Source organism: Flavobacterium sp., from assembly GCF_036741995.1.
Classification (GTDB): Bacteria; Bacteroidota; Bacteroidia; order Flavobacteriales; family Flavobacteriaceae; genus Flavobacterium.
In genome coordinates this window covers 1-1,281 of sequence record NZ_DAINRG010000115.1, presented here as the reverse complement: position 1 = coordinate 1,281, position 1,281 = coordinate 1, and the positions used below count along the sequence as shown (strand labels likewise).

Below are 1,281 nucleotides of genomic sequence, written 5' to 3'. Positions count from 1 at the left end.
ACTTGATAGCGCAACTTTTAACGAAGTTTATACAGTTAATGTAAGCTTGTCATGTCCAATCAATACATTCGTTGGTGACTTCGATGCTACATCTTGGTGGTTAGGTAATTCTACTCACACTGTAGTTGAAGGTGCTGCAGCAAATACTATCCAGATTAATGATTTTTGGTCTGATAACGCTACTGCTCCTAACTTTATCTTGTCATACAATGATGCTTATGTTGTTACTTTTGCTCCACAAAATACAGGTTATTTTGTAGCACAATACAATGGTTACATTTGGGCAAGAATGTCAACTGACGCTACTCAAGTATCTTCTTTCAACCCATGTACAAGAACTATGAAGGTTTATGTAAATTATTACATTCCTAATGTTGGTTCTTACGGAAACAAAGAAGAAGTGTTTACCGGAATCTAATCTTTAGATTTTTATAATTTATACAAGAAAAAATCCTAACTTTGTTAGGGTTTTTTTTTATCTAATTTTTTATATGCTATGAAAAATACAATTAAAATTGGTTTTTTTCTTTTAATATCTGTCACTTTTGGCTTTTCTCAATCGCAACAACAAAGACAAGAGATTATCAAAAATACGGATGTTACCACTCTGAAATCACTTTCTGAGCAGTTTAACTTTGAATATTTCAAACGAAAGGAACGAATTGAAGCTTATTTGTCTTCTCATCCTTCTGCTAAAAAAGTTTATTATGTTAATGGTGCTAAGAGAGAAATTTATGATGTAATCAATAATTCTGAGGTATTGTACTATTCTACCTCTAATTTTAACGCTGCCAGAACTGCCAGAGCCGACCGTTTGTACTCTGTGGGTGCTATGGGACTAAATATCGAAGGTCAAGGAATGTATGCCTATGTTTGGGATGGCGGTTCTGCACGTAATACGCATGTTGAGTTTCCTAATAATAAGGTTTTTATATTGGATGGCTCAACTTTCGAAGACCATGCTACCCACGTTACAGGCACAATTGTGGCTCAGGGAATTACTGCCAACTTAAGAGGATTGGCCTTTAATGCCAGTGCTTATTCATCTGACTGGGATAATGATTATGCAGAAATGACTGATCAGGCAGCTAACGGGATGTTGGTTTCCAATCATTCTTATTTTATAGGGGCTGTTCAAAGTACACCTTGGAATTTTGGGGCTTATGATTCAAGAGCAAGACAATTAGACCAAATTACATTTGCAGCGCCTTACTATCTACCTGTAACTTCAGCCGGTAATGATCGAAGTGATTATGAAGATGCTATAATTGGACCTTATTT

At 35.5% G+C, this 1,281-nt stretch carries 2 protein-coding genes; both read left to right on the top strand.

Annotated elements, in window-relative coordinates; translation table 11 throughout:
• Positions 1-418, top strand: a 418-nt coding sequence (locus V7D82_RS13785; protein WP_333601523.1) for a hypothetical protein, incomplete at its 5' end; no start/stop codon positions are given.
• Between the two features lie 255 nt (positions 419-673).
• A partial coding sequence (locus tag V7D82_RS13780; RefSeq protein ID WP_333601522.1) for a S8 family serine peptidase occupies positions 674-1,281 on the top strand: 608 nt, incomplete at its 3' end.